Annotated in this window: 4 protein-coding genes; all 4 read left to right on the forward strand. The window is 50.8% G+C overall.

Annotated features, from left to right (window positions below; genetic code table 11):
- Nucleotides 1–788: 788 nt before the first annotated feature.
- On the forward strand, nt 789–1,433 hold the full coding sequence (locus GF404_03195) for a hypothetical protein (GenBank protein ID MBD3381183.1): 645 nt from the start codon (nt 789–791) through the stop codon (nt 1,431–1,433).
- Nucleotides 1,434–1,723: 290 nt separating this feature from the next.
- Nucleotides 1,724–2,041 (forward strand): hypothetical protein, encoded by a 318-nt coding sequence (locus tag GF404_03200; GenBank protein MBD3381184.1) that lies wholly within the window; start codon nt 1,724–1,726, stop codon nt 2,039–2,041.
- Between the two features lie 324 nt (nt 2,042–2,365).
- Entirely contained in the window at nt 2,366–5,083 is a 2,718-nt protein-coding gene (locus GF404_03205) for a pyruvate, phosphate dikinase (GenBank protein MBD3381185.1), read from the forward strand.
- Between the two features lie 40 nt (nt 5,084–5,123).
- Nucleotides 5,124–6,794: hypothetical protein (locus GF404_03210; protein MBD3381186.1), on the forward strand; the 1,671-nt coding region annotated here is incomplete at its 3' end.

The following is a 6,794-nucleotide window of genomic DNA, read 5'->3' on the forward strand; positions in this document are numbered from 1 at the left end:
GGTCGAAGCCCTCAATCCGGGCGATAAAATCCTGATAGCATTCGATTACGATCCGAACGCGTTGGCTGAACTCCACCCGATGTCCTACGCCATTATCGAACACTGCCAGAGACGCAAGGTGCAGGTAATCGGGGTGACTTTGTCCCAGTATGGTGCCGGTATGGCGGAGAATATCATGAAAACTGCCGCGGCCACGTATCCGGATAAAATCGAAAGATTCAGGGATTACAACGCCAAACAGGATCATAATCGCTACAAAAATGTAACCTACAAGAAAGACTGGGAATATGGTATCGATTACTGCTTTCTGGGCTACAAGCCCTATCCTGCCCTGGTAATTCTGGGTATGGGGCAGAACTTCAGGCTGTATTTCCCGACCGACTATTACAATACACCATTGGATGAACTGCCGATCATGAACCGTGTCCGCAACTTCGACGATGTCAAGCTGGTGGTTGATATCACCGCCGGCACGACCGCCGATATGTGGCTGATCTACGGCAATGGCCGTTACGGGATTCCACTGGCACTCGGTCTGACCGGTGTTATGGGGGCTGACTACTACCAGTACCTCCATTCCGGACAGATCTTCGGTTTGATCGGCGGATGGAAAGGTGCCGCCGAATACGAGACTTTAGTCGGTAAAAAACGTGGCGATGCTCAGCTGGGTATGCCTGCGCAGGTGGTTGCTCATCTGACAATCATCCTGTTTATCCTGATCGGTAACCTGGGCTATTTTTTGACACGCCGTAAAGATAAATTGCAGATAGGGTAGGAGGTGAATTGATATGCAGGAATCTTATTTAGCGCCATTTCTGTGGACTTCATTTGGAGCACTGATGACCTTATTCACCTTCTCCTTTCTATATAAGGATAATCCGCTCTACAAGTTCGCGGAACACCTGGTGGTCGGCGTATCCGCCGGTTACTTCGTAATTCTCTTGTATTTCACGAGTTTGAAACCCAAATTGATCGATACCGTTTTCGGCAATTTCAGCCAGGAATGGTTCTATATCTTCCCGGGAATCCTGGGGCTCATGATGTGGGCACGTTTTTCCAGGAAACTGATGTGGATCTCACGTTACCCGATCGCAGTCTATATCGGCATCGGAAGCGGTCTGGCGATTCCGCTCAGTATGCAGAACTTCGTCAACCGACAGCTGTCGGCGACCATGATCGAGGTCGGTTTTTCGAACTGGACAGTTTTCTGGAATATCTTTATCGTTATAGGCGTGGCCTGCGGTGTGATCTATTTCTTTTTCTCCAAAGCTCATAGCGGTGTTTTTGGAGGCTTGGCCAAGGTCGGCATCTGGGTCCTGATGATCGGTTTCGGTGCCAGTTTCGGCTTTACCGTGATGGCTCGTATCTCACTTTTTGTGAATCGTATCGCCGATTTGGAAAAATGGGTTGTAATTCTCGGGCAAACGTTTTAAATTGTTGTTCGGCAAATAGTTCGTTGACATAAGGGCTTGTTGTATGAAGGGCGCGCCGGACGCTGTAATGGCGTGCGGATAAATTTTATCCGTTTTTCGGCCTGCCTTGTCGCCCTTAACTATATATAAGTCAATGAAATGAATGCAGGTGCATATTTATAAAATTTTGCACAAAATATGCATAAATTTATTGACAAGACAACTCGTTATGTGTAAATTAGTTATGGTAACGTTTTATTTTCACTTCTTGAGAGAGAAACAGGGCTAATTTTCTAACCAAGGAAGGTGTTATGGCTAAGATAAACATATCAAAGCCACGCAGACGTCGTAAATACAAAACACCTGAGGAAGCCCGTGAAGCCAGGCGTGAGTACCAGCGTCGATACTACCTGGCCCATAAGGAAAAAGCCAAAGAGTATCAGCGACTCTACAACCTGACTCACAAGAAAAAGCAGAGGGCTGGAATGAAGGGTGCTAACGGAGTTGAGTTTGTGCGCGAAAGGGTCAAAAAGACCGTCAACACGCATGATCTGATGCATGCTCCGGTCGAAAAGACCCTCAAGATGCTTGAGGGGATTATTAAGGGCGAGCGCTTCTTTACAATGTAGGCTACTCTGTCAGCTTTCAACATCTTATATAAGGGGATGATTTTCAAGGGGGGTAGTACGTCCTTTTCAATTTTATCTTGCCTTTTAAATCGTTTTCTGTTTAATAAGCAAAAAACCAACCAAAAATAAACGGAGTTATTTATGGTTAAAAAGGCTAAAAAGAAAGCGAAAAAAGTAGCCAAAAAGGCGAAGAAAACCACTTCGGCCAAGAAGAAGCCGGCCGTCAAGAAAGCCGCCGCTAAGAAAAAGGCATCACCCAAAAAAGCGGCAAAAAAGACGACAACCAGGAAAACCCCAACAAAGAAAGCGACAGCCAGGAAAAAGATGACAACTACAAGCGTGAAATCTAAAAATGTATCCAAGATGGTCTTTTATTTCGGGAACGGTAAGTCCGAAGGCCATAAAAAGGATAAGTACCTGTTGGGTGGCAAGGGCAAAGGCCTGGCGGATATGACCGCCGCCAAAATCCCGGTTCCGCCCGGGTTCACGATTACCACCGATGTCTGCCGGGAGTACTACGATAACAATATGAAAGTACCCGCCGGGCTCGAGAAGGAAATCCAGACCGCCATGAAGAAGCTCGAAAAGGAAACCGGGCTCAAGTTCGGCGATCCGGAAAACCCGCTTCTGGTCTCGGTACGTTCCGGCGCGGCATTCTCGATGCCGGGCATGATGGACACCGTTTTGAATTTGGGGCTCAATGAAGACACGCTCCAGGGTATGATCAAAAAGAGTGGCAACGAACGATTCGGTTATGACATCTACCGCCGTTTCATTGCCATGTTTGGCAATGTCGTTCTCGGTATTGACAAGGACATCTTCGAAGACGTGATCACGCGCAAGAAAAAACAGCGCAAGATCCGCCAGGACTCCTCGTTGTCGGTCGATGATCTCAAGGACATCATCGGTAAGTTCAAAAAGATCATCGTTGAAAAATCCGGAGAGGAATTCCCGAGTGATCCATGGAAGCAACTCCAGATGTCGCGTGATGCGGTTTTCCGTAGCTGGAACAATCCGAGAGCCATAACATACCGTCGCCTCAATGAACTACCCAGCGATTTGGGTACTGCGGTCAATGTTCAGACCATGGTGTTTGGTAATATGGGCGAAAGCTCCGCCACCGGTGTCGGCTTCACTCGTAACCCTTCGACCGGCGACAAGGAATTCTATGGCGAGTACCTGATCAATGCTCAGGGCGAGGATGTGGTGGCAGGTATTCGTACTCCTCAGCCGATCGTGGCACTTAAAGGTGAGATGCCGAAAGTCTACAAGCAGTTGGTGGATATCACCACCAAGCTGGAGAAATTCTATAAAGATGTCCAGGATTTTGAGTTCACGATCCAGGAGGGCAAACTGTATATGCTCCAGACCCGTGCCGGCAAGCGCACTACGCCAGCCGCTGTAAAGATCGCGGTCGATATGGTCAAGGAAAAGCTGATCGGCAAGGAGGAGGCTCTCATGAGGGTCAGGCCCCAGGATCTGGACCAGCTCCTGCATCCCAGGATTGATCCCGGTGCCACCTACGATGTCGCCGCGCGAGGCCTTACCGCTTCGCCGGGTGCCGCATGTGGCAAGGTGATTTTCACTGCCGACCAGGCGGTCGAGGCGGCCGAGGCCGGACAGAAAGTTATCCTGGTGCGCACGGAAACCAATCCGGATGATATACATGGTATGTTTGCGGCGGTCGGTATCCTGACTTCCCGCGGTGGTATGACTTCGCATGCTGCCGTTGTTGCCCGTGGTATGGGCAAGCCGTGTGTCGCCGGATGCGAGGACATTCGGGTCTATGAGTCCCAGAGGCAGTTTGCAATCGGTACCACTATCGTCAAGGAAGGCGATACGGTTACTATAAACGGTTCCACCGGTGAGGTCATGCTGGGTGAAATTCCCACCATAGACCCGGAATTGACCGGCGAGTTCGGGGAGTTCATGGAATGGGCCGACAAGTATCGCAAGCTGGGTATTCGCACCAATGCTGACACCCCGGTCGATTCTGAGCAGGCTCGCAGGTTCGGTGCCGAGGGTATCGGTCTCTGCCGTACCGAGCATATGTTCTTTGCTGAGAAGCGACTACCTGTAGTACAGAGGATGATTTTGGCTGAATCGCAGGCTGAACGACAGGCTGCCCTGGATAAGCTTCTGCCGTTCCAGAAATCAGATTTTGTGGGAATCTTCAAGGTCATGGAGGGGCTCCCGGTAACTATTCGCACGCTCGATCCGCCTCTGCATGAGTTCCTGCCAGACATCCATGAGGTCAAGGCTGAGCTCGACAAGCTTAAAAAGGACGGTGGTGACAAGGCCAAGATTGCCGAGAAAGAAAAGGTCATGGACCGTATCCAGGACCTCAAAGAGCAGAATCCGATGCTCGGTCATCGCGGATGCCGTCTGGGTATCACCTTCCCGGAAATTACTGAGATGCAGGCCCGGGCGATTATCAAGGCTGCCTGCGAACTGGCCAAAAAAGGCAAGAAGGTCTTCCCGGAAATCATGATTCCGCTGGTGGGTAATGTCGAAGAGCTCAAAAACCAGAAGGAAATCGTGGTGCGGGTGGCCGAGGAAGTTATCCGTAAGGCCAAGGTCAAAGTCGACTACAAAGTCGGCACCATGATTGAGGTCCCCCGCGCCGCCCTGACTGCCGACCAGATCGCAGAGGAAGCTGACTTCTTCAGTTTCGGCACGAACGACCTGACGCAGATGACTATGGGATTCTCACGCGATGATGCCGGCAAATTCCTGAAACTGTATGTCGAACGCGGTATCCTCGAAAAAGATCCGTTTGTGTCACTCGACCAGGTCGGTGTCGGACAGTTAGTCGAGATGGGTACCGAGAGGGGACGTTCGATCAATAATAAGCTTAAAGTCGGTATCTGTGGCGAACATGGCGGTGACCCGGCCAGTATCGAATTCTGCCATAAGACCGGATTAAACTACGTTTCCTGTTCACCATTCCGGGTACCGATCGCGAGGCTCGCGGCCGCGCAGGCGGTAATCAAGGAAAGACAGGAAAAGAGAAAAGGCGGTTCGAAATATTCTACCGCTTAAAATAAATTGAACCCTCCCGCACAGCGGGAGGGTTTTATATTTGTATGTAATTACTTCGTTATTATCACTCGAGGACATGAACATGAACGGTCTGGAATACATCCTGAGCCCGCAGTCTATTGCGGTTATCGGAGCTACACCCCAAAAGGGAAAGATCGGCCACGAGGTTCTGCGCAACCTGATCAGCTACGAATTCAACGGCAAGGTCTTCCCGGTCAATCCCAATCATTCGGTAATCCATTCGATTAAAGCATATTCGACCATTCGTGATGTTCCCGATGCGGTTGACTGCGCTGTGGTTGTAGTGCCACGCAAGATGGTTCCTGATGTCGTCGACCAATGCGGTGAAAAAGGTGTGCGCGGGCTGGTGGTGATTACGGCCGGTTTCCGTGAAGTCGGTGAAACCGGTGCCAGACTGGAGATGGAAGTCCTCGAGAGGGTGAAGAAGTACAAGATGCGCATGATCGGACCGAACTGTTTCGGGGTGATCAATGCCCGTCCCGAGGTTCGGATGGATGCGACATTTTCCAAGATCCGTCCCAAGGCTGGAAAGATAGGTTTTATTTCGCAGTCGGGCGCAATGGGCGAGGCGATTATGGCTTTGGCAACCCAGATGAAACTCGGTTTTTCAAAGTTCGTGTCAATCGGCAACAAGGCCGATGTAAATTCAATCGATGTGCTCGAGTATTTTGCCGACGATGACGAGACCGAGATCATCCTGATGTACCTTGAAGATTTCGGTTCACCGCGCGAATTCAGCACCCTGGCGCGTAAGATTACGAAGCATAAACCGATTATCGCGGTCAAGGCGGGAACCACTGCTCAGGGTATGAAGGCGGCCTCGTCGCATACAGGCGCGCTGGCCGGTTCCGATGTCTCCGTGGCGGCTTTGTTCGAGCAATGCGGTATCCTGCGGGTTGGATCGATCCAGCAGATGTTTGATGTGGCTTCGTGTTTCGCGCGCAATCCACTGCCCAAAGGCGATCGCATCGGGGTGGTTACCAATGCCGGTGGTCCCGGTATCATTGCCACCGACAGCCTGATCAATTTCAACCTCAAACTTCCGGAGTATTCAGCCGCTACCAAGAAGAAAATCCGTCCGCTTCTGCCACCCGACACCCCGATAGATAATCCTCTCGACCTGATCGCGGGCGCGACTGAGGTCGAATTCGGCAAGGCCCTGCATGCCGCTTTCCACGACAAGAACATCGATGCGGTTTTCGGAATCTTCGTGCCACCGATTACAGTCGACCAGAACGCAGTCGCCAATACACTGGTCGATATGAAGAAAAATCATGACAAGCCGATGGTGGGGTGTTTTATGGGTGTTGGTCTTGAGTCGGCCGGGCTTGATATCCTGCGCGACAATGATGTGCCGTCATATATCTTCCCGGAATCCGCGGCCCGCGCGCTGGCTAATGTCAATCAGTATCGCAACTGGCGCGAGCGTCCCGATGGTGAGTTTAAAAAGTTCAAGGTCAACCGGAAGAAAGTCGAAAAGACGATCGCTGAGGCCGATTCAAATGAAATTATCGGTGAACAGGCCCTGGATATTCTCGAGGCCTACGGCTTCCCGATTGCGCCATACCTGTATGCTTTCTCAGTTGAAGAAGCGGTCAAGCACGCCAAAAAGCTGGGTTACCCGATCGCTATGAAAGTGAATACTCCCAAGATCCTGCATAAAACTGATCGCGGAGCGGTCCGTCTCGAC

The sequence above is a fragment of the Candidatus Zixiibacteriota bacterium genome, assembly GCA_014728145.1.
GTDB lineage: Bacteria > Zixibacteria > MSB-5A5 > JAABVY01 > JAABVY01 > WJMC01.

What these genes read in the sequence shown, in the direction of transcription:
- GF404_03195 (MBD3381183.1), top strand. Translation starts at nt 789, where the DNA reads ATGCAGGAATCTTATTTAGCGCCATTTCTGTGGACTTCATTTGGAGCA.
- GF404_03200 (MBD3381184.1), top strand. Translation starts at nt 1,724, where the DNA reads ATGGCTAAGATAAACATATCAAAGCCACGCAGACGTCGTAAATACAAA.
- GF404_03205 (MBD3381185.1), top strand. Translation starts at nt 2,366, where the DNA reads ATGACAACTACAAGCGTGAAATCTAAAAATGTATCCAAGATGGTCTTT.